This window comes from Arthrobacter halodurans (assembly GCF_041877255.1).
In the GTDB taxonomy this organism is placed as follows: Bacteria; Actinomycetota; Actinomycetes; order Actinomycetales; family Micrococcaceae; genus Arthrobacter_N; species Arthrobacter_N halodurans.
Genome location: NZ_JBHDLJ010000002.1, coordinates 82,527 through 104,850, shown reverse-complemented (window position 1 = coordinate 104,850; position 22,324 = coordinate 82,527). Strand labels below are relative to the sequence as shown.

Here is a 22,324-nt window from a genome sequence, read left to right as displayed (position 1 = left end):
CTAGAAGTCCAGTCCCTGGCTGGGCACCACGAGTCCGGTCTCGTAGGCGTACACGACCGCCTGGACCCGGTCCCGCAGGTGCAGCTTGGTGAGGATCCGCCGCACGTGCGTCTTCACGGTCGCCTCGGAGAGGAAAAAGCGGTGGGCGATCTCCGCGTTCGACAGGCCCTCGGAGATGGTGCCCAGCACCTCGAGCTCGCGCGGCGTCAGGTCCTCCAGCAGCGGGTCGCGCTCCGGCGCCGCCGGGGCCGGGCGGGCCCCGGGACCGGTCGCGGCGGCGGACGCGCCCCCGTTGCGCACGTAGGTTTCCAGCAGCCGCTGGGTGACCCGCGGCGCGACGACGGCGTCCCCGCTGGCCACCAGCCGGACCGCGTTGACCAGCTCCTCCGGCGCCACGTCCTTGAGCAGGAACGCGGACGCCCCGGCCTGCAGCCCAGCGAACGCGTACTCGTCCAGGTCGAACGTCGTCAGGATGATGATGCGGGAGTCCGGGTTCGCCGCGGCGATCCTGCGGGTCGCCTCGATGCCGTCCATCCGGGGCATCCGCACGTCCATCAGCACGACGTCGGGACGCAGCTGCGCGGCCCGTTCGACGGCCTCGGCGCCGTCGGACGCCTCCCCGGCGATCCTGAGATCGGGCTCCCCCTCCAGGATCAGCCGGAAGCCCATCCGCAGCAGCGGCTGGTCGTCGACGAGCAGGACGGTCACCGGCGCCGCCGGATCCCGTTCGGCCGGCGGTCGCGCGTGCCCCCGTTCAGCGGGCGTCTGCATGTTCATCCGTCTCCTCCCCCTTGCTGGAACCGTGCGCGGCCTCCCCGTCCGGGACGGCGAGGATCGCGTGGACCACCCAGCCCCCCTGGGGGCCGGGTCCCGCGTAGACCGAACCGCCGTAGATGGCGGTCCGCTCGGCGATGCCCTTCAGGCCCTGGCCGCTGCCGATGGTCTCGCGCGGCGTCGGCGGCGGCTGGCCATTGTCCGCGACCTTGATGCGGACGGTGTCGTCCTCCCGCGACAGCGCGACGGCGACGCGCGTGACCCCGCGGCCATAGCGCAGCACGTTCGTCAGGCTCTCCTGGATGATCCGGTAGACGGTGAGCTGGAATGCGGCGTCCTCCGGCAGGGCCGGACCCGTCTGCTCGAACCTCAGGGGGACGCCCGCCACGCGGAAGCCCTCCAGCATCGCGTTCAGCGACGATGACGCGGGCTGCGGCTCCAGGGGCGCGTTGCCACCGTCGCGGAGCACGCCGATCACGCGCCGCATGTCGGCCAGGGCGCCGCGGCCCGTCGCGGAGAGCTTCGTCAGCACCTCGGCGGCGCGGTCGGGGTCCCTCCGGACCACCACGGCGGCGCCGTCGGACAAGGCGATCATGACGGACAGCGAATGCGCCACGACGTCGTGCATCTCGCGGGCGATCCGGTTCCGCTCGGCGGTCTGCGCAAGTGCCTGGACACGACGCCCCCAGTTGGCCAGTTCGGCGTCGTGCAGGCGGTTGTTGCGGACGGCCGCGCCGATGCCCACGGCGACCATGTCGAAGACCAGCAGCAGGGCGGCCAGCAGCAGCATGACGTCCGACGGGTTGCCGAGGGCCCGGGAAAGCTCGCGGTGCTCGGCGTCCGGACTGGCGGTCGCCGGGAGCACCCAGAACAACAGGAGCAGGATCTGGACGGCGCTGGCGAGGCCGCCCATGGCGAACATGCGCCGGGCGGAATACTGTGTCGCCGAGGTGTACAGCGCCACCCAGAGCCCCACGCTGTTCAGCGTGAACAGGGGATCGTCCAGGAGGATGCCGGTCTCGACGAACAGCACGGCCACGAGCACGGCCAGGGACCGGCGGCGGCGGAAGAAGAGCAGCACGGCGACGACGGCGACGCCTGCCGCCGGGACCCAGTGTCCGTGCTCGATCGACGTGAGCACCGCCCCCGTGGACAGCAGCAGGTACGCGGCGCAGACCGCCACGTCGGCGGCCACCGGCCGGTCCCGCGCGAAGCGGCGGATCGGTCCCCGGCGGCGCTCCGCGAGCTCGGCGAAGGTGACGTCGGGTGTCCCCGAACCTTCCATCGGCTGCGCTGCGGTCATGGCTAGAGCTTAGCTTTCGGTGGCTCGCCGGGCGGGAGTCCGCGCGGCGGATCTGGCGTCGGGGGCGTCGGCCGTTCGTTCCGCCGCCCCCGACGCGGCTTAGACGTCCCGGCGCTGCGTCGCGATGCCCGCGATGACGAGCGGGACCACGACCCACGCACCCAGGACGAGGGCGGACTGCCACTTCTCCAGGGCGTCCGGGACGGACTGGACGATCATCAGGTTGTTCACGGCCTCGGAGGGCAGGAACCTGCGCACGTTGGCGACGACCTCCCCGGGGATGACAACCGACGCGATCGGGAGGACGAAGATCAGCCCGGCGAGGGACACGATCCCCCCGGCCGAGTTGCGCAGCAGGGATCCCAGGGCGAAGCCGATCAGCGCCACGGCCATGATGTAGAGGCTGGCCACCCAGAGGGTGCGCTGGAACGCCTCTCCGGCGAAGTCCTGCGCGATCCCGTAGTGCTCGGTGATGGGCGTGATGACCGCGAAGGACAGCAGGATCGAGGCCGCCGCGACGACGAAGGAGACGACGGCCACGAGCAGGGTCTTGGCCAGGAACACCGGGTAGCGCCTGGGCACCGCGGAGAACGTCGCCCGGGCCATCCCGGTGGCGTACTCCGAGCTCATCACCAGCACGGCGAGCGAGCCGATGATGAGCTGGGCGAAGGTGACCCCGCTGGCCGCGAGGGTGTCGGCCGCCCCCTCCATGTCCGGCCCCGCCCCGGCCATCTCCGGGTCGTTGGCGACGGCCTCGACGAGTGACCCCGTCGCCCACGCTCCGAGCGCCGCGAAGCCGACCATGACGGCGACCGTGCACAGGATGAGCACCAGCGTGGAGGGCACGGTGGTGAACTTGGTGAACTCGGCGCGCAGCACGCGGCCGAAGGTGGTGTTGCCGCCGGCGTTCTCGGCGCGCCGCCGGGGCGCGGGGGCTCCCGCGGCGTCGGCGATGGGGGTGGTGGTGGCCATGCTCAAGCCTGCTTTCCTGCGTCGACGCCCACGGCGGCCGGCGGCTGCTGGCCGCCGGAGTGGTATTCGACGTCGTCCTTGGTCAGTTCCATGTACGCCTCCTCTAGGGAGGCCTGCAGCGGGGTCAGCTCGTAGACCAGAACCTGGCGCTCGAGCGCCCTGCGCGCGATGTCCTTCGGGTGGGCGCCGAGCACCTCGAGGGTGTCGGGGCCGACGACGCTGATTTCCACCCCGGGCGCGGCGAGGGCGTTCATCAGTTCCGCGGGGTGATCGGTGCGCACACGCGTGCGCACGCGTCCCTGCCCGCCGAGGATCTCGGAGATGGGGGCGTCGGCGACGATCCTTCCCCGTCCGATGACGATCAGGTGGTCCGCCGTCACTGCCATCTCGCTCATGAGGTGGGAGGAGAGGAAGACGGTGCGGCCCTCCGCGGCCAGCCCGCGGGCCAGGTTGCGGACCCACAGCACGCCCTCGGGATCGAGCCCGTTGACCGGCTCGTCGAGGATCAGGGTCTGCGGGTCGCCAAGCAGGGCCGCGGCGATGCCGAGCCGCTGGCCCATCCCCAGAGAGAAGCCGCCGACCCGCTTGCCGGCCACGCCCGCAAGACCGGTCAGCTCGATGACCTCGTCGACGCGCGGGCGGCCGACTCCGTGGGTCGCGCCGATCGCGCGCAGGTGGTTGCGCGCGCTCCGGGACTTGTGGACGGCCTTGGCCTCGAGGAGCGCGCCGACCTCGTGGAGGGGGGCGCGGTGCTCCGCGAACGGCTTGCCGTTGACGGTCACGCCGCCCGAGGTGGGACGGTCCAGCCCCATGATCATGCGCATGGTGGTGGACTTGCCGGCGCCGTTGGGGCCGAGGAAGCCCGTCACCTTGCCGGGTTGAACGGTGAAGCTCACGCCGTCGACGGCGCGCTTCGCGCCGTAGGACTTCGCCAAAGAGGATGCCTGGATCATGCACCCAACGCTACGGTCGATCGGTCCGCGCGTCGCCGCCCCTGCGGATGATCTTCCCGGGGTCGGATACTCCTTCCGGACTACGGGCGATCCCCTACGGGGTCGCCGGCCGCGGCGGGCACGGGACGGGCTTCGCGGCGGGGACCGGGCGGAACGGTCTCCGGACCGGCCTCCGGGCCGCCCGCCGGGACGGCCGTCCGGGCCCGGCCGCGGCCCGGAGGGATCCGGCCCAGCAGGGCCGCGGCGGTCCAGCGGTCGGGCAGGCCCGCGAACGGGCCGGCCTGCGGATCATCTTGGCCGACGCGGCGCACCGGGTCGTCGGAAGGCCGCATGATGCTCCGCGCCACCCGGAACATGATGTATGCCGTCGCGAGCATATGCCCGGCCACGGCATAGACGTAGAAGGCGTCCGGGAAGGTGTTCTGCTCCTTGATGTCCGTGTTCGAGGCGTACAGGTACATCCAGATGGCCCAAAAGTGCAGGACCTCCAGCAGCTGCCACGCGAGGAAGTCGCGCCAGCGGGGCCACGCCAGCGCGGCCAGCGGGATCAGCCACACGACGAACTGCGGCGAGTAGACCTTGTTGAAGAGCACGAAGCTGGCGACGATGAGGAAAAGCAGCTGGGCGAACCGCGGACGGCGCGGGGCGCAGAGCCCCAGCACGGCGATCCCGGCGCAGCTCGCGGCGAACAGCCAGAAGCCCGCCGAATTGATCGTCTCCGCGCTCAGCGTCGGCGCACCGGGGACGACCTCCGCGGCGACGTTCCAGGCGTGCCAGACGGAGGAGAGCCCCGCCTCGCGGTCCCGGGTGAAGCGCAGGAAATACAGCCAGGAGTCGAAGTTCACCAGCATCAGCGGCACGTTGACGGCCAACCAGGACGCCGCCGCGCCGGCCGCCGTCAACAGCAGCGGCCTGCCCCTGCCGGTGCGCAGCGACAGGACCAGGACGGCGCCGAAGAAGAGGACCGGGTAGAGCTTCATGGCGGTGCCCAGCCCCACCAGGACGCCGGCCAGGAACGGCTGGTCGCGCGAGAACGCCAGCAGCGCCAGGGCCAGCAGCAGCACGGCCCACATGTCCCAGTTGATGGTGGAGGCCAGGATGATCCCCGGCGCCACGGCGACCATGGCGGCGTCCCAGGGGCGCCGTCCCGCCGTGCGGGAGGTCGCGACGACCGTGGCGAGCCACAGCAACACCACGAAGAGGACGTTGAGGTCGAAGAACGCCAGGGCGCGGTCGTACTCTCCCGGGACCACCATCAAGGCCGTCAGGCTCGCCACCACGGACATCAGCACGGGGTATTCGAACTGCGCCCCGGCGGCGAACGGGGCGAACGCGTCCTCGGCGAAGCCGCGGGCGTAGAACAGGGCCGGCCAGTCGGAGTAGCAGGCCCAGAGGTAGGAATTCGAACCGCCCCAGCCCTGCGTGCGGCACATGTTCTTGGCGAGCACGGACAGCACGGCCGCCACCGTGGTGAGCAGGACCAGGACGCGCTCCACGCTCCAGAACCCCGGGCTCACGCGGCCCGGGTCCGCGAAGCGGCCCAGCGGGCCGCCGATGGATTCGGTCAACCGGCGCAACAGCGGGTCGTTGCGGGTCGGCACGGTGGTGCGCAACGGCCGGCGCGCGGGTCCCCGCGGCCCGTCCGCGCGGCGGCCGCCTGGCGCGGCGGCGGGCGCGACGGCGGGCGCGGCGGCGGGCGCGACGGTATCCGGGACCGCGGGCGGTTCGCCCGCCGGGGATTCGTGCACCATGCGCTTCAGCCTACTGGCCAGCCGGGCGCGTTGGCCCGACCCCTCACCGGACGTTCACCGCGGCGCCCCCGGGGATTCACGTCTCCGCCGTAGCCTCGGGGTGTGAACCAGCTCCGCGGAACCAGCGACCGCCGACGCGGCCGGAAAACGGACGCGGCCGGGCGCGGAGTGGAGACCCCGCGGCCGCGGTCCGGTTCGGCCGAGGCGTGGGTGGAGTCTCCCCTTCAGCTGCTCGGCGCGATCGAGGCGCACGGGGCCGGGCTGCTCGGCGATGCCACGGTCATCTTCCCGCGCGGGGGCACGGCGGGGATGGAGTCGGCCCTCGGCGCGCTCGTCGACCACCTGCCACCGGGGGTCACTGTCGTGGACCGCGGCTCCGGGGCGCCCCGCGTCGGCCAGACCCGCGCGGACCGGTGGGTCACGGGGGACGCCTATTCCGGCGTCGTGCAACGGGCGCTGGTGGCGCCGCTGTCCGTCGGCGAGGTGGTCGTGGTCGACGACGGGCTGGCCGCACTGGACCTCCTGCGCGCGCTGACCGCGCACCGGCGCACCGCGCTGGTGCGGGCGCGGACCGCCGGCGCCGCGCGCACCGCCCTGGGGCTCGCGAGCTGGTACCGGCTGCGGCACCTGGCCCACCGCGGCAGGCTCCTGGTGGTCACCGCGCTGCCGGTTCCCCCGGAGACCGCCTCGCGCTTCCGCGGGCTCGGCGGCCGCCTGGAGCACCACCGGTTCGAATGGCTGGACACCCAGCCGGTCCGGGAGTCCTTCAACGACCCGACGATCGTCGTCGGTTCGGCGCTGGCCGCGGACGGACTCCTGGACGAGGCCGCGTACCTGGCGTGGATCGTCTCGCTGAGCGACGACGGCCCGGTGAGCTACCTCGCGCACCGTCGCGAGGGCCGCCGGTTCCTCGATCTGCTCGGGAGCCAGCCGCGCGTCACCGTGCACCGCTACACGGTGCCGGCCGAGATGCGGCTCCGGGGCCTGCGCCGGGGGCAGACCGTCCACGCGCTGCCGTCCTCCGCGGTGCCCGCGCTGCTGCTGCTGCTGGATCCGCACGGCGTCGAGGTCCGGCGCACGGACATCCCGGGGAACTGGTGGACGGCCGCGGCCGGCGTCCGCGAGGGGTACGCGCCGCCGGCCCGCTCCGCGCGCGCCCGCTCCGCACGCGCGCGCCCCGCGGAATAATGAGACGGCACCGTCACTTAGACTCGTTAAGGCTTGTCGCGGCCGGGTGCCGCAATTTAACGAATTTTCTGCTGAGGAGTCATGGTGTCGGGAAACCCCATTCGGGTCGCAATCGTTGGCGTGGGCAACTGCGCCACGTCGCTAGTTCAGGGCGTGCAGTACTACAAGGACGCCGATCCGGACGCGACGATTCCCGGGTTGATGCACGTGCAGTTCGGCAAGTACCACGTCAACGACGTCGAGTTCGTCGCGGCGTTCGACGTGGACGCGAAGAAGGTCGGGCTGGACCTCTCCGAGGCCATCCTCGCCAGCGAGAACAACACCATCAAGATCGCCGACGTCCCCCACTCCGGCGTCGTGGTGCAGCGCGGCCACACGCTCGACGGGCTCGGCAAGTACTACCGCGAGACCATCGAGGAGTCCGACGCCGAGCCGGTGGACTTCGTGGCCGCGCTCAGGGAAGCCCGCGCCGACGTCCTGGTCTGCTATCTCCCCGTCGGTTCGGAGGAGGCCGCAAAGTTCTACGCCCAAGGCGCCATCGACGCCGGCGTGGCCTTCGTCAACGCGCTCCCCGTGTTCATCGCGGGCACCAAGGAGTGGGCCGACAAGTTCACCGCGGCCGGAGTGCCGATCGTCGGCGACGACATCAAGAGCCAGATCGGCGCCACCATCACCCACCGCGTGATGGCGAAGCTCTTCGAGGACCGCGGCGTCACGCTGGACCGCACCTACCAGCTGAACGTCGGCGGCAACATGGACTTCAAGAACATGCTCGAGCGCGACCGCCTCGAGTCGAAGAAGATCTCCAAGACGCAGGCCGTCACCTCCAACGTCGAGGCGACGCTCCACGCCGACGACGTGCACATCGGGCCCTCCGACTACGTCGCGTGGCTCGACGACCGCAAGTGGGCGTTCGTGCGCCTCGAGGGCCGCAACTTCGGCGACGCCCCGGTGTCCCTGGAGTACAAGCTCGAGGTCTGGGACTCCCCGAACTCCGCCGGCGTGATCATCGACGCGGTGCGCGCCGCGAAGATCGCCCTGGACCGGGGCATCGGCGGACCGATCCTGTCCGCCTCCTCCTACTTCATGAAGTCGCCGCCGGAGCAGTACAACGACGACATCGCCAAGGAGCGCGTCGAGGCGTTCATCCGCGGCGACATCGAGCGCTAGGAAACCACCCGGGGCCGGCCCCGGCCAGTCCCGCGGGACCGACGCGCGCGTCGGCCCCGCGGCCGTGGGAAAGCGCCGAGGCTCAGAACAGGCCGACGGCCCGCCCGTCCTCGTCCACGTCCATCCGCAGTGCGGCGGGGACGCGCGGCAGCCCGGGCATCGTCATCACGGCGCCGGTGAGGGCGACGATGAAGCCGGCCCCGGTCTTCGGCAGCAGGTCGCGCACGTGGAGCGTGAATCCCTCCGGGGCGCCGAGGAGCGTCGCGTCGTCGGAGAACGAGTACTGGGTCTTGGCCATGCACACGGGCAGGCCGTCCCAGCCGTTCTCGCGGATCTCCGCAAGGCGCCTTCGGGCCGCGGCGCTGAACTCCACGGCGCCGCCGCCGTAGATCTCGCGGACGATCGTGCCGATCTTCTCCTCGACGGTGAGCTCGAGGCCGTAAAGGTGGCGGAACGCGGCCGGCTCGTCGAGGGCCGCCAGGACCTTCGCCGCGAGGTCGGCGCCTCCCTCGCCGCCGCGCGCCCAGACGTCCGCGACCGCGGCCTGCACACCCCTCTCCGCGCACCAGTCCAGGACCAGCCGCAGCTCCTCCTCGGTGTCGGTGTGGAAGCGGTTGATGGCCACGACGGGGGCCAGGCCGAACTTCCCGACGTTGCGGACGTGCCGCTCGAGGTTGACGAGGCCGGCGCGGACCGCGCGGGGATCGGGCGAGCCCAGCAGGTCCTTGGGCACGCCGCCGTGCATCTTCAGCGCGCGGATGGTGGCCACCAGTACGACGGCGGAGGGCTCGCACCCGGCGTACCGCGCCTTGATGTCCATGAACTTCTCCGCGCCGAGGTCCGCGCCGAAGCCCGCTTCCGTCACGACGACGTCGGCGAGCCGGCGGGCGGTGTTGGTCGCGATGGCCGAATTGCAGCCGTGCGCGATGTTGGCGAACGGACCGCCGTGGACGAGCGCCGGCGTGCCGGCGATGGTTTGCACCAGGTTGGGCTTGATGGCGTCCTTGAGCAGCATCGCCATGGCGCCCTCCACCCCCAGGTCCGAGACCGTGATCGGACGCCGGTCGTAGCCGTAGCCGATCGTCATGCGCCCCAGGCGGGCCCGGAGGTCGGGCAGGTCGGAGGCCAGGCAGAACACCGCCATGACCTCGGAGGCCACCGTGATGTCGAACCCGTCCTGCCGCGGCACCCCCTCCGTGGGGCCGCCCAGCCCGATGACGATGTCGCGCAGCGCCCGGTCGTTCATGTCCAGCACGCGCTTGAAGGTGATCCTCCGCGGATCGATGCCCAGGGCGTTGCCCTGGTGGATGTGGTTGTCCACGAGGGCCATCAGCAGGTTGTTCGCGCTGGTGATCGCGTGGAAGTCGCCCGTGAAGTGCGTGTTGATGTCCTCCATGGGGAGCACCTGCGAAAACCCCCCGCCCGTGGCGCCGCCCTTCATCCCGAAGATCGGGCCCAGCGAGGGCTCGCGCAGCGCGATGATGGTCCGCCGACCCGCGAGGGCCAGCGCGTCTCCCAGCCCAACCGTCACGGTGGACTTGCCCTCGCCCGCGGGCGTCGGGGACATGGCGCTGACCAGCACCACCTTGCCGGGGGCGGTGTCGGCGGCGGGAAGCTTCGCGATGTCGATCTTGGCCTTGTGCCGACCGTAGAGCTCGAGGGCCTCGGCGGGGATCCTCGCCGACGCCGCGATGCTTTCGATGGGCCGCATCGTGGCCCGTCCGGCAATGGCGAGGTCGCTCATATCGGTCGCTGACGTCGTTGTCATCTGATCACAGGGCCTTCCCGGCTGGTGGGCCGCGTCGGGGTCGGCGAGGCCGGTCGGGTCGCCGTCGAGACCAAGCTACCAGCACGCGCGCCGCGGCGTCCCAACGATCCGGGCCCTTTAAGCGGCAAAGCCCGCCGGTGAAGCCGGCGGGCTTTGCGGTCGGTGCTGATGGCGGGAACATCGATCCTCCTGGTGGTGGGGCCGCTGATTCGGCCGGCGGTGCCGGCGGCGTGCCCCTACCGGAGGCGGTAGAGCACCTCCACGGGGAGCTGGGCCTCGTGGCGGTTGCGCGGTTGCGGGTTGTACCGGGTGGACAGGCGTTCCTGCCCCCGGGGCTCGCGGTTCTTGCGTTGCATGCGGGTCACCTCCCCCCCAAGCTGCGGAGGGAAAGGGGCTGCACGGGAGCCGTGCGGTTCGCCGGGCGGGCACTGAGGACCTCGGGTCCGGAGAAGATGAACTCGGCGGCGCGCGCCGGGGTCGGGGACGTGGAACCGGTCTTGACGGACATGGCTGCTCTTCCTGCTGGAAACCTCTACGGTGGGGTTCCTCGGGAGCAGCGTCTGCGACGACGTCGGGGCGCTTAGCGGGGCGCTGTTCCGGAGGCGGGGGCGATGGCACGGGCGCGGCGGCCGATGCCTGCGGGGGTCTTGAGCACCCCCGCGAAGTCCGGGTTCTTCATCACGATTCCCACCTCCTTCGGGTGAACAGGCCGGCGTGCCGGCTCCAACAGTGTCCGTGGACCAAGTCGTCTCATTGAGAGTTCTCAATCACAAGACCAAAGCTACCCCATGCAAAACGTGCCGCGCCACAGGTGGCGGCGTCTTTTTCGGGATCTTCGGGCCCTCGTCGGCGTGTCCCGGGCGACACGCCGCGTCCGGCTGGTCTGGCGGTCCGGTCCCGCCCCGCTCAGATGCCCCAGGCCTCGACGGCGGGCGTCCGCTTGTCCCAGCCGAGGCGGCACAGCTGGGACGTGCCGAGCACGAAGTGCCGCCCCTGATCCGGTCCGAGATCCAGCCAGCGCGCGGTGAGCACGCGGCTGAAGTGCCCGTGGGAGAACAGCAGCGCGTCGCCGCCGTGGGTGAGTTCGGTGCGCACCCGGTCGATGACGCTGTCGGCCCGCGCGCCGACCTGGTCGAGCGTCTCCCCGCCCGGCACGCCGTCGTCCCAGATCAGGTAGCCCGGCTGCCGGGCGCGGACGTCGGCGGAGTTGACGCCCTCGTAGTCCCCGTAGTCCCATTCGTGCGCCCACGGGACCTCCTCCGCGTCCCGGAACCCGGCGAGCTCGGCGGTGCGCCGGGCCCGGAGCATGGGGCTGGTGAGCACCAGCCCGAAGTCCACGCCGGCGGAGCGCACGGACGCGAGCTTGCGGCCGACCTCGGTGGCCTGCGCCTCGCCCTGGGGCGTCAGCGGCAGGTCGGTGAGTCCGGTGTAGCGGCCGATCCGGGACCATTCGGTCTCGCCGTGCCGGACGAGCCAGAGGCGGGGAAGCGTGTTCACGGGGTGTCCTTCGCTCGGGATTCGGGTTGTTCGGCCCACCAGCGGCGCAGTTCCGCCTCCGCCGCCTCGGCGCCCAGCGGGCCGCGGTCCAGCCGGAGCTCCAGCAGGAACCGGTACGCGCGCCCCACGATCGGCCCCGGCGCGAGGCCGAGGATCGCCATGATCGCCTCGCCGTCCAGGTCCGGGCGCATGGAGTCCATCTCCTCGCGCTCGGCCAGCTCGTCGATGCGGCGCTCCAGGTCGTCGTAGGCGAACGCGAGGCGGTCCGCCTTGCGCTTGTTGCGGGTGGTGACGTCGGACCGGGTCAGCCGGTGGAGGCGCTGCAGCAGCGGACCGGCGTCGGTCACGTACCGGCGCACCGCGGAGTCGGACCAGCCGGCGTCGCCGTAGCCGTAGAAACGCATGTGCAGCTCCACCAGCCGGGCCACGGCCTTGATCGTGTCGTTGTCGAAGCGCAGGGCGCGCATCCGCTTCTTCACGAGCTTCGCGCCGATCGCGTCGTGGTGCCGGAACGTCACCGCGCCGGACGGCTCGAACCGCCGCGTCGCCGGCTTGCCGACGTCGTGCAGCAGCGCGGCGAAACGCAGCACGAAGTCGGGTCCCGGGACCTCCCCGTCCGGACCCGTCTCCAGCGTGACTGCCTGCTCGAGCACCTGCAGGGAGTGCTGGTAGACGTCCTTGTGCCGGTGGTGCTCGTCCACCTCCAGCCGCAGCGCGGAGATCTCGGGCAGGACCCGGTCCGCCAGCCCCGAGTCGACGAGCAGGTCGATGCCGGACCTCGGGTCCGCGCCGCACACCAGCTTCACCAGCTCGTCCCGGACGCGTTCGGCCGAGATGATGCGGATCCGATCGGCCATGTCGCCCATGGCGGAACGGACATCCCCGGCGACGTCGACCCCGAGCTGGGACGCGAAGCGCGCGGCGCGCATCATGCGCAACGGGTCGTCGGAGAAGGATGTCGCGGGAAGCCCGGGCGTGCGGAGGACGCCGTCGCGCAGGTCCTCGAACCCCCCGAACGGGTCGACGAGCTCGAGTGCGGGGAGGCGCAGCGCCATCGCGTTCATGGTGAAGTCACGCCGGAACAGGTCGTCGCGCAGCGACGAGCCGAACGCCACGGCGGGCTTGCGCGAATCCTGGTCGTAGGCGTCGGCGCGGTAGGTCGTGACCTCGATGGTGTGGTCGCCCTTGCGCAGGGCGATGGTGCCGAACGCCCGGCCCACCTCCCAGGTGGCTTCGGCCCAGCCGGCGACCGCCGCGAGGGTCTGCCCGGGATCGGCGCTGGTGGTGAAGTCCAGATCGGGGGAAACGCGCCCCAGGAACAGGTCTCGGACCGGTCCCCCGACGAGGGAGAGCTCGTGCCCGGCCTGCACGAAGCGGTCCGCCAGGTCGAAGACGACAGGGGGAAGGAGCGCGGCGAGCGCAGTCGGAGCGGGAAGCTGCTGCATAGTCCTTTAACCCTGCCAGACTTTCGCGCAATCGCCATGCCCGGTTCCGGGGACGCGCGTGCGTCCCGGGGTTCAGCGCAAGGGTGGCTGAAAGATAGATAGAGTGGAGTGTATGGCCCATCCAGTTCCCAGCGCCCCGAAGCGCACGCCGTTGACTGCGTCAATGGCGCACGCGCAGGCGCAGCCGGGCCACCACTCCCTGCCGACCGTTGAAGAGGTCTCTTCCGGCGGCGTTATCGTGGACACGTCGCGGCCCGGGCTCCCCGTCGCCATCATCGCCCGCTACAACCGCGGGGGTCGCCTGGAGTGGTGCCTGCCCAAGGGCCACCCGGAGGGCCAGGAGACCAACGAGCAGGCCGCGGTCCGCGAGGTCGAGGAGGAGACCGGCATCGCCGGGAGCGTCCTGGCCCCACTGGGCAGCATCGACTACTGGTTCACGGTCTCCAGCTACCGGGTCCACAAGACCGTCCACCACTTCCTGTTGCGCGCCACCGGCGGCGAACTGACCATCGACAACGACCCGGACCACGAGGCCGTGGACGTCGCGTGGGTCCCGATCGCGGAGCTCGGCAAGCGCCTGTCCTTCCCGAATGAGCGCCGCATCGCGGACCTGGCCCGCGAAGTCCTGCCGCAGCATGTCGACTAGCTCCACCAAGACCCCCGCGGCTGGCGGCCACTCCAAGGCCTACGCCCTCATGGCGTCGGGGACGATGGTCTCCCGCCTCCTGGGGTTCGTGCGCACCGCGCTGCTCGCCGTGGCCATCGGCTCGGTCACGTCCGTCGCGGACATCTTCGAGAAGGCGAACGTCATTCCGACGATCATCTTCATGCTCCTCGCCGGCGGCATCTTCAACGTCGTGCTCGTCCCGCAGCTGATCAAGGCGTCCAAGGCCGCGGACCGCGGCTCCGACTACACCAGCCGTCTCATCACCCTGACCGTGGTCGTCATGGCCGGCTTTACCCTGCTGCTGACCCTCCTCGCCGGCCCGATCATCACCGTCCTCACCAAGGACTGGACCGCTCCCATGCTCGCCCTGGGGACGTCCTTCGCGTACTGGAGCCTGCCTCAGGTCTTCTTCTACGGCGTCTACGCCGTGGTGGGGCAGGTCCTCAACGCCCACGGGCGGTTCGGCGCGTACATGTGGGCGCCGGTGGTCAACAACCTCGTCCAGATCGCGGTGATCGGCGTCTTCCTGGCGCTCTTCGGCCCCTACGCCGGCCAGGACCAGCTCGCGGCCTGGACGCCGCAGCAGACGCTGCTCCTGGCGGGCGGCGCGACGCTCGGCATCGCGCTCCAAGCCATCGTCCTCTTCATCCCGCTCGCGAGGACGGGGCTGGGCATCCGGCCCAAGTTCGGCTGGCGGGGCATGGGCCTGCGGCACGTGGGCAGGATCGCGGCGTGGACCCTGGCCTCCATGACCGTCGGCAACCTCGCGTCCCTGGCATACGCGCGCCTGGTGTCCAGCGCCACGGCGGCGCGCGACGCCCTCGAATCCGGCGGCGCCTCGGTGGCCGGCGAGTACGCGCTGAACACGTCGCAGCTGGTGACGGTGCTGCCCCACTCCATCTTCGCCCTCGCCCTGGCGACCGTCCTGTTCAACGAGCTCTCGCGCGCCTTCGCCGATGGCGACCGCGCCGCCGTCGGCCCGTTGGTGGCCAAGGGACTGCGCACGACGGCGGTGCCCGTGGTGTTCGCGTCCGTCGCCTTCATCGTCCTGGCGGGCCCCCTGGGCCGGATCTTCGGCGGCACGGGACCCAGCGCCGCGGACGCGGGCGCGGCCATCGCGCAGCTGCTGGTCCTGACGGCGTTGGGTCTGCCCTTCAAGAGCATCCACTTCTTCCTGATACGCGTGTTCTTCGCGGAGGAGGACACCAAAACCCCCATGCTGATCCAGACGACCATCGCCGTCGGCGGCCTGGCCGCCGCCTACACGATGGCCGCGTTCGTCCCGGCGACCCGGATCGCGGTCGGCATCGCGCTGCTCTACGGGGTGACCAACGTCCTCTCCGCCGTCCTGGCCCACGTCCTGGTGGTGCGCCGCTACGGCGACTACGGCACGGCGGGGGTCGCCGACACCTATATCCGCATCGGCTGGTTCTCAGTCCTCTCCGGCGCCGTCGGCGCCGGGGTCCTGTGGCTCATGGGCGGCTACGACCGGGGGTTCGCCTGGGACGGGATCCCGAACGCCATCCTGACCATCGCGGTCGTGGGCTCGGCCATGCTGGTGGTCTACCTCCTCCTCTTGCGGGCGGCCCGCGTGCCGGAGCTGGACGAGTTCCTCGGTCCGCTGGCCCGCCGCATCCCCAACCTCCGCCCGTCGCGGCGCGGATAGCCCCGGGATTCCGCGGCCGTTTCGCGGTCACCGGTAGCATGGATACAGCAATGCACCAGGGTGCCCCGTACCCGCAACCCAATCCCGGGAGGGAATAGTGTCGCAGCCCATCGACGTCGGAGCAGTTCTCGGAGGCCGCTACAAGGTCACCGAGGTGGTCCTGGCTTCCGCTGACGGCGACGTTGTCCTGGACGGCACGGACCAGGTCCTCAACCGCACCGTGAGCATCCTCGTCGCATCGAGCGCCAACGCCAGCCAGGTCGCGACCAGCGCGCGCGAGATCGCGACGGGAGAGCGCTACGGCGCCATGCAGGTCCTCGACCTGGGGATTTCCGAGGGCAGCACCTACCTCATCACGAACACCGCGGAGCCGGCCGACCTCCTGGACCTCGTGATCCAGCGCGACGCACCGTTCGTCGAACCCTTCTACACGGACACCCTCGGCTCCGAGATCTTCGGGGTGAGCCGCTCCACGGAACCCCACGTCTACGACGACGACGACGAATACTACGAGGAGCAGCGCGCACAGGAGGCCAACCGCCCCGGCGTCATGGACCGGCTGCCGGAAATCAACCTCTCGGAGCGCTTCTCGGGCCTCAAGGCACGCTTCAACAAGGGACGCGACACGGACGGCGACGGCACGGGAGACCCGGGTGCCGCCCCGGCCGCCGGCTCCACCGACGACGCCTCCCTCACCGACGCCACCGACGCCCCAGCCCACGGCCCCGCCGCGGCTTCTGACGGGCCGCCGGCCGCCCTCCCGCCCCGACCCGCCGGGCCACCCCGCCGGCAGCCCTCGCCGTCGCAGCAACCGGCGGGCGAGGACACGGGCGAGATCCAGCGCCCACCCGCCACGCAGGCCCAGTCGCTCCCCCCGGTGAAGCCCGCTACACCCCGGGCCAGCGACGCTGACCAGGAGCGCGGGGCCGCGAAGCCCGCGCGCGGACGCACCTCGAACAAGGTCTCCCTGTATGACGATGCCGAGCCGCAGGAGGGCCGGGAGTCCCCGGCCCCTCGGGAGCAGGCGGAACCGGCGGACCGTGGCCTTTCCGCGGCAGCGGGCGCGGCCGCCGCGGCCGCCGCGGGCGCGGCGGCCGGAGCAGCCGGGGCGGCTGCGGGAGCGGCCGGCACGCCCGCCGAATCCGCCGGTGCCGGCGCCGGCAGCATCCGCGGTGGATCCGGCCACCCTTCCGCCGAGACCGGCGCCGGACGGAAGGCGTCCGTCTTCCCGGCGGGCGCCCGGAACTACCAGCAGTCGTCCCCGCACGCAGACCCCGATGCGGCGGACGACTACGACGAGGACTCCGACGGCGGCAGGAAGGCCACCCGTCTCATCGTCGGAGGGGTGCTGGCACTGTTGCTGGTGTTCGCCGTCGTCTTCGCGTTCAACAACCTCGGCCCCCGGGGCGAGGATCCGGTGGCCGGCGACTCGCCGTCGTCCGCGCCGGCCGAGTCCGGCGGCGGAGGCGCCGAACCCACCGGTGAGGCCGAGCCGACCGACGCGCCGACGGTGGCACCGCAGATCGCGGGTCTCTCACGCCTCGTCCCCGGAAACCAGGAACTCAACGCGGAAACCGACGCGACCCTCTCGCGCGCCATCGACGGCAACCAGGGCAGCATGTACCGCTCCTACTCGTACACCCAGCCGCAGTTCGGCGGGTTCGCCGCCAACATGGTCCTGGTGGTGGAGCTCGAAGAGGAGTCCGACGTCTCGTCCGTGGAGCTGTCCGGCCTCAACGGGACCGGCGGCGCGTTCCAGATCCGGGTCGGGGAGACCGACGACCTCGGCGCCGCCACCGAGGTAACCTCCGGCTCCTTCACCGGCCCGACCGTCACCGTGCCCGTCTCCGGCGACGACGGCGGACCCGCAAAGGCCCAGTACGTCTTCATCAACGTGACTGAACTTCCGCGTCTCGCATCCTCGTCCAACGAATCCCGCCCGTACGGCCTTCAGGTGGCCGAAATCAAGGTGTCCTAGACCCCGAAGCGGGAATACGGCCCGTCGGCGCTTCGTTGTGCTGGGCAGACTCGATCATTCACACCGGACGGCCATGCCGCCCTTCGGTCCTACAGGGAGGTTCACAGCGCGTGGGCACTGAAACCAGCGACGCCGTCCGCGACGTCATCATCATCGGATCCGGTCCGGCCGGCTACACCGCGGCCGTGTACACCGCGCGGGCGAACCTGTCCCCGCTGGTCGTCGCCGGGTCCGTGACCGCCGGCGGGGAGCTGATGAACACCACGGACGTGGAGAACTTCCCCGGGTTCCGCGACGGGATCATGGGCCCGGACCTGATGGACAACATGCAGGCCCAGGCCGAGCGCTTCGGCGCCGAGGTCCTGTTCGAGGACGTCGCCTCCGTGGACCTGGCCGGGGACGTGAAGACCGTCGTCCTGGCCAACGGGGACGTGCACCGGGCCCGCGCGGTGATCGTGTCCACCGGGTCCGCGTACCGCGAGTTGGGCGTGCCCGACGAGAAGCGGCTCTCCGGGCACGGGGTGTCCTGGTGCGCGACCTGCGACGGGTTCTTCTTCCGGGACCAGGAGATCGCGGTCGTCGGCGGCGGGGACTCCGCGATGGAGGAGGCGCTGTTCCTGACGAAGTTCGCGTCCAAGGTCACCGTCGTGCACCGCCGGGAGAGCCTGCGCGCGTCGAAGATCATGGCCGACCGGGCGCTGGGCCACCCGAAGATCGAATTCGTGTGGAACACGGCGGTCGAGGGGTTCGAGGGCGACGCGAAGGTCACCGGCCTGAAGCTGCGCAACCTCCTGGACGGGACCGCGTCGACGCTGCCGGTGACCGGGGTGTTCGTCGCGATCGGCAACGACCCGCGCACCGAACTCGTCAAGGACCAGCTGGACCTGGCCGCGGAGGGCACCATCGCGGTCCAGGGGCGGACGTCCAAAACCAACCTCCCCGGGGTCTTCGCGGCCGGGGACGTGATCGACCCGACGTACCGGCAGGCCGTGACCGCGGCCGGGTCCGGATGCGTGGCCGCCCTCGACGTCGAACACTACCTCTCCAGCATCCCCACCACAGTCAACGAGGCTGCCGGCGTCAGCCGGTAGCCTGTCTCCAGAAAGGGTAACCCTATGAGCCACGCCAAAGACGTCACCGACGCCACCTTCCAGGCGGAAGTCCTGGACGCCGCCAAGCCCGTGATCGTCGATTTCTGGGCGGAATGGTGCGGCCCCTGCCGCAAGCTCTCCCCGATCCTCGACCAGATCGCCGCCGAGCACTCCGAAAAGATCGACGTCGTCAAGGTCAACGTCGACGACAACCCGGGCATCGCGGCGAAGTACGGCATCACGAGCATCCCCGCCGTCTACGTCTTCCAGGGTGGCGAGCACGTGGCCAGCTCCATCGGGGCCAAGCCCAAGCAGGTCATCGAGCAGGAGTTCGCCGCATACCTGTAGCCACACGCCTACCGGGGAGGCCGTAGAACGCGGATCGACCGCCCGGTCCAGTGTCACGAGGGTCCGTTCAAGTTCGCACTTGAACGGACCCTCTGGCGTGTGTCGATCCCACATGCGCGCCCGCGCGTCGGAACGCCGCGCCCCCGCCCACAGCAGTCCGGCGCCCTAGCAGGGGATCTCTTGGATGGATGTGGCACTGAGAATGGCTCCAGAACAACATGCCGCTTTATACAACCTATAGTGTGTGCCTTCCAAAACATGATCCGACTTGCCAACGGAATCGGCAGTGCGCCTCTTCCCTGGAGCCGCCAGCGCCACCTCTTCATGGATCCTGGCCGTCTCGGATGCGCGGCCGGGCCTCGGGCGGCCGAACCACCAGTCGATGAAAGATCGGCCGGATGGAGAGGGCTCGGGCGTGCACCCCTGCGACAACGCCACGTTTCGGAAAGCCCACGTCGGGTGAGGCGCCGGGCCCATATAGTGACCAGCCGCCGGAGCATCCGACCACCACGAGTTGCGGTCGAACGCTGGGCCGTCCGGCACGAGACGCCACTGCGACGACGACTGGGAAGGCGTGTCCCGGCCGTTTGATCGAGTCCTGGCCACGGGCCGGCATCCGATGCCGACTGGATGGGGGACTTCGTTCGCGGAGTCTTCGACATCGCACCGGCAGGGATTGCGTCACTCGGCGTTTCACGTGAAACGTCGAGCTCCCGTGGTTCGCCGACGCCAAAGCCACGGTCTAATGGACCGCACCGACGCCCGCCTACGGCGGACTGTCCCGGTCGGAGAGGAAACGTCGTCAGGCCCTCCGACTCCTGGGCCCGCCACACAGCTCGGTGCCTCCAACGGGGCTGGCGCATAGCGCGGTGCCTCATTCGGGTTCAGACACAGTTCGGTGCCTCAGCCGGGTCCGCCAGACAATCCCAGGGCCAGTCCCGGCGTCCGAATGACATGCCGCTGCGTGCAGAACACGGGCAGAGTACCGAAGTCATCGCTCGGGAGAAACGCTCGCCCCCGACCGAAATAGTCGGGAATCCAATGTGATCGCGTTGTTCAGCTCCGACAGGGATAAGACACGCTCAGAGGCCAGCTCCTACGCCGCGTGTACCAGCCTGGGACTCCTGTCGGTCGCAGCATCACCCTTGCGTCCGTGCCGGCTCCCGGACTTCTTACCCCGGCGAACCGGCATCGACCAGCGGCAGGGGCTGCGCGGCTGCGACGTTCGACGGAGGGAATATGACCCGGCTTTCGGACGCTAACGGCATGCTTTGCGCGGATGCGCCGCCGCAGGGCGGCACGATCGTGGGCTGCGCATACGCGATCGGTACCCGGAGGTGATGCTATGTCGGCGCCGCGGCGCCGACGGTGGGGACCGCTGCAAGCCATCCCCGTCGGTCCTTTGTCCTGAGGCTCTTCGACCGTGCCGACCTGGCCCCGAGGTCAGCACCAGCCACGTCGGGGGCCTTGGCGGGCGCGAGAGGCCCAGCGAAGGCCACTGCAGAAGTGAGGACCGAACGTCCACGAAACGGGAAGGACCGGCATGCTAACGGTGGAACCAATGGCGGAGGCAGTCCTTCTCCCCACACACAGAGACCGAATACGTCGGCATAGAGCGGCGTTTCACGTGAAACCGATGATGGGGAACCACACTATCTGCCTTCTTAGGTTTCAGATCACGACTGGCAACAAGTCTAGGGAATCGTCGAGGAAGTGATCGAACCGAAACGGCACGGCGTGCCCACTCTCCGGCAAGGAGACCATCGCATAATCGTTTCACGTGAAACGCTCGATGGACGTAGGTCAAGGCTGCATGCTGCAGGGCGTGCCAAGAATCAACTCACGGCCTTTCTAGCCGGGCATTTCATGGTGGGGTACGCAGATGGCGGCGTCCATGCGACTCCCACGGCCCACTCCGGAGTGAGACTCACTCTCGGGCATACTGGTTGGCGAAATCCGAACGACCTTTGTAGTTCAGGCCGGATGCACTCCATTCCCTGGGCGGTAGCCAACGCGCGTTGGGGTCAATTTGGTCGGGGAATACAGAGAACGACAACGCGTGGCCGCACCGGCTGAAGCGGATCATCGAATCCTCCTCAGGCTCTCACCCAGCGGCCTTGCGACAGATGTTCGTAGCCCGCCAGAACTCCCGGAACTGCGGCGCCTGTTGCCGCAGCACCCACGAGTGCGGGTATCGCCCGTGCCGACGGACAGCAGACCAGGAGACCCGAAAACCAATCGTCCCTCAGGCATGGACCTCCACCCCCACCACCGCGTGGATTCCGCCGGTTTGCTGCGGGCCCACGACACGTCATGAACGGCCGGTTGGCTTCCGACGGCGCTTTCGGGACAACTTCGTGAACCGAGTGGTGGCGGTGCGGCTATCGTCACCAATGCGTTCTTGGCCGATCTTCATTCCGAGGAGATAGCAGCTGGACGCGTTTCACGTGAAACCCTGACCTGCGCGCAGTTCCAGTACATTCCGGTGGCCGCTGACTCCGCGACGGGTCCATGCTCGCGCTCACGAGTTCAACCACTGAGATGCTTGGCCACAACACCAGAATAATGGAGATGCAGGCTTAGCTTGGTTCCTGCGACCACCGCAATCAGTGCGGTCCGGCCCAAGGAACGAACGCTCGTCTTCAGGACACTCCTTCCGCGCCGCATCATCCGGTCTCTGCTGCCGCATGTGCATCCTCGTGCCAAGGGATGATCGAACCAACACTCTTCGGCTCGCCCTGCAACGCCGACGTAAAGGACGGTTCCACGTGAAACACATGCCGGCGACTCCATCCCAGGCGCTGGGAATGCGACGGGCAAGCAGTACAACATCGCACAACCGCGGTCGTCACCCCGCGGAGAACATGCTTCAGGATGCACCGCTGCCGCAAGCCATTCATGGCCAGCGGAAAACCAACGGTCGCCGCCCGCCTCAGCAATGCCACGGTCCTTCAGCTTCGCCGCCGGCACCCAGACCGCATCCCGGATCATCGCACGGCGTCGCACTCGTCCCGAAAGGGTCCTTGCGCCGACTATCCATCGTTCGTGTGCCTGATGAAGCTGGGAGCGTCCCTCGTGACCAGGGTGTACATAACCGACTGTGCTTCTGCGAAGCGACGCGATGAAATGGCGAATCAACGCACGACAGACAGAACAGAGCAGATTAAACCGGAGCCACGAGACACGCAGACCCGGTCGAACCACGCGTATGGAAACAACGAGCGACGTGTGCGCGGCACTAGACTCCCCTGCGTGGGGCTCGGCTGCCAGAACCATGACTCACGCATCGGAACGCCCCGCAAGGTTTCACGTGAAACACGCTGCCCTCGAACCATCCAAGGATGGCCCTGAATCGACCTCGGCGACGGCCACATACGCCACACGGATCCCCTGGGGACGGACAATACCGGCGTGTTCCAAGACTCCCCACCGCCATTCGGTGTGGAAGCAAGGGGGGTCTAGAAACGAGGCGAGCCTACTCGTCCTCGTGGGAGCCTTCGAGATGATGGCTGTTCCCGACCTGGAGTTCTCGAGCGGCCGGCCCTGCTCTCGTCGACGGCAGATGGCCAACTGCTCAGGGGCGCGTGACGGGCGCTCCAGCAAACATGCGACTGGCAAAGTACGGTGAGCGTCCGGGCCCGCACTCAGGCGGTCCCTGAGGGCTTCTCAGGGCGTCTGGCGGGAGCTCCAGCACCATTGGGGCATTTGGCTCTACGGTGAGCGTCCGGGCCCGCGCTCAGGCGGTCCCTGAGG

General features: G+C 70.0%; 15 protein-coding genes. 7 read left to right on the top strand and 8 right to left on the bottom strand.

The genetic code is table 11. The features are described 5' to 3' along the window. The 5 genes from ACETWP_RS02820 to ACETWP_RS02800 form a co-directional block, all read right to left on the bottom strand. Positions 1-771 carry a response regulator gene (locus ACETWP_RS02820; protein WP_373970676.1) on the bottom strand — a complete coding sequence of 257 codons (771 nt, stop codon included), beginning with the start codon at positions 769-771 and terminating at the stop codon, positions 1-3. Then, positions 755-2,077: a sensor histidine kinase gene (locus tag ACETWP_RS02815; RefSeq protein ID WP_373970675.1), complete on the bottom strand. Its 1,323-nt coding sequence runs from the start codon at positions 2,075-2,077 to the stop codon at positions 755-757. The genes ACETWP_RS02820 and ACETWP_RS02815 overlap by 17 nt, the downstream gene beginning before the upstream one ends. A gap of 99 nt (positions 2,078-2,176) precedes the next feature. Further along, positions 2,177-3,049 carry an ABC transporter permease gene (locus tag ACETWP_RS02810; RefSeq protein WP_373970674.1) on the bottom strand — a complete coding sequence of 291 codons (873 nt, stop codon included), beginning with the start codon at positions 3,047-3,049 and terminating at the stop codon, positions 2,177-2,179. A gap of 2 nt (positions 3,050-3,051) precedes the next feature. Continuing rightward, entirely contained in the window at positions 3,052-4,002 is a 951-nt protein-coding gene (locus ACETWP_RS02805; protein WP_373970673.1) for an ABC transporter ATP-binding protein, read from the bottom strand. 80 nt (positions 4,003-4,082) lie between these two features. Continuing rightward, positions 4,083-5,753, bottom strand: a complete 1,671-nt coding sequence (locus ACETWP_RS02800) for a glycosyltransferase family 87 protein (protein WP_373970672.1) — start codon at positions 5,751-5,753, stop codon at positions 4,083-4,085. Between the two features lie 210 nt (positions 5,754-5,963). On the opposite strand from ACETWP_RS02800, the gene ACETWP_RS02795 reads away from it, so the two are divergent. Together ACETWP_RS02795 and ACETWP_RS02790 are read left to right on the top strand one after the other, a co-directional pair. Further along, positions 5,964-6,941, top strand: coding sequence for a hypothetical protein (locus tag ACETWP_RS02795; RefSeq protein ID WP_373970671.1), 978 nt, complete (start codon positions 5,964-5,966; stop codon positions 6,939-6,941). Between the two features lie 84 nt (positions 6,942-7,025). Next, positions 7,026-8,111 carry an inositol-3-phosphate synthase gene (locus ACETWP_RS02790; RefSeq protein ID WP_373970670.1) on the top strand — a complete coding sequence of 362 codons (1,086 nt, stop codon included), beginning with the start codon at positions 7,026-7,028 and terminating at the stop codon, positions 8,109-8,111. A gap of 82 nt (positions 8,112-8,193) precedes the next feature. On the opposite strand, the gene ACETWP_RS02785 is transcribed toward ACETWP_RS02790, so the two are convergent. The 3 genes from ACETWP_RS02785 to ACETWP_RS02775 all read right to left on the bottom strand — a co-directional run bounded on the left by ACETWP_RS02785 (position 8,194) and on the right by ACETWP_RS02775 (position 12,821). Next, complete coding sequence (locus tag ACETWP_RS02785; protein ID WP_373970669.1) at positions 8,194-9,855, bottom strand: formate--tetrahydrofolate ligase; 1,662 nt, start codon at positions 9,853-9,855, stop codon at positions 8,194-8,196. Between the two features lie 930 nt (positions 9,856-10,785). Continuing rightward, on the bottom strand, positions 10,786-11,376 hold the full coding sequence (locus tag ACETWP_RS02780) for a histidine phosphatase family protein (protein ID WP_373970668.1): 591 nt from the start codon (positions 11,374-11,376) through the stop codon (positions 10,786-10,788). Beyond that, the gene (locus tag ACETWP_RS02775) at positions 11,373-12,821 is read right to left on the bottom strand and encodes a CCA tRNA nucleotidyltransferase (protein WP_373970667.1); all 1,449 of its coding nucleotides are present in this window, start codon (positions 12,819-12,821) and stop codon (positions 11,373-11,375) included. The genes ACETWP_RS02780 and ACETWP_RS02775 overlap by 4 nt, the downstream gene beginning before the upstream one ends. Positions 12,822-12,984: 163 nt before the next feature. On the opposite strand from ACETWP_RS02775, the gene ACETWP_RS02770 reads away from it, so the two are divergent. The 5 genes from ACETWP_RS02770 (at position 12,985) to trxA (ending at position 18,571) form a co-directional block, all read left to right on the top strand. After that, positions 12,985-13,467 (top strand): NUDIX hydrolase, encoded by a 483-nt coding sequence (locus ACETWP_RS02770; RefSeq protein WP_373970666.1) that lies wholly within the window; start codon positions 12,985-12,987, stop codon positions 13,465-13,467. Next, positions 13,457-15,154, top strand: a complete 1,698-nt coding sequence (murJ, locus tag ACETWP_RS02765; protein ID WP_373970665.1) for a murein biosynthesis integral membrane protein MurJ — start codon at positions 13,457-13,459, stop codon at positions 15,152-15,154. Before ACETWP_RS02770 ends, murJ begins: the two co-directional genes overlap by 11 nt. 97 nt (positions 15,155-15,251) lie before the next feature. Then, a complete protein-coding gene (locus tag ACETWP_RS02760; protein WP_373970664.1) occupies positions 15,252-17,132 on the top strand; it encodes a hypothetical protein in 1,881 nt (626 codons plus the stop codon). 110 nt (positions 17,133-17,242) lie between these two features. Next, a complete protein-coding gene (trxB, locus tag ACETWP_RS02755; protein ID WP_373970663.1) occupies positions 17,243-18,223 on the top strand; it encodes a thioredoxin-disulfide reductase in 981 nt (326 codons plus the stop codon). A 24-nt stretch (positions 18,224-18,247) separates the two neighbouring features. Continuing rightward, entirely contained in the window at positions 18,248-18,571 is a 324-nt protein-coding gene (gene trxA, locus ACETWP_RS02750) for a thioredoxin (protein ID WP_373970662.1), read from the top strand. Positions 18,572-22,324 lie beyond the last annotated feature (3,753 nt).